A 203-nucleotide genomic window follows, 5' to 3' on the forward strand; every position below is an offset into this window, starting at 1 on the left:
TTAACGATTTCGCCTGTCGCAAGGTCGTATCCAAACGCTGCTCTTACTGCATCATACACACCTGTAAATTCCATCGCCGTATCGAAATATTTAGCAAAGTCGCTTTTTTCCACATTCTCTGGAAGGGTGTAGGCGGGTTCTATCTTGACGATTGTATCACCGTCTATGTATGCCCGGTAAAGCGTATCGTTAAATACTCTATA

At 43.3% G+C, this 203-nt stretch carries 1 protein-coding gene; it reads right to left on the reverse strand.

What is annotated here, in order from left to right; genetic code table 11:
* Positions 1-203 (reverse strand): pre-toxin TG domain-containing protein (locus QMZ64_RS23145; protein WP_301441643.1); only part of this gene is annotated, 203 nt, incomplete at both ends.

It is taken from the genome of Bacillus sp. LB7, assembly GCF_030449715.1.
GTDB classification, from domain to species: Bacteria; Bacillota; Bacilli; order Bacillales; family Bacillaceae; genus Bacillus; species Bacillus paralicheniformis.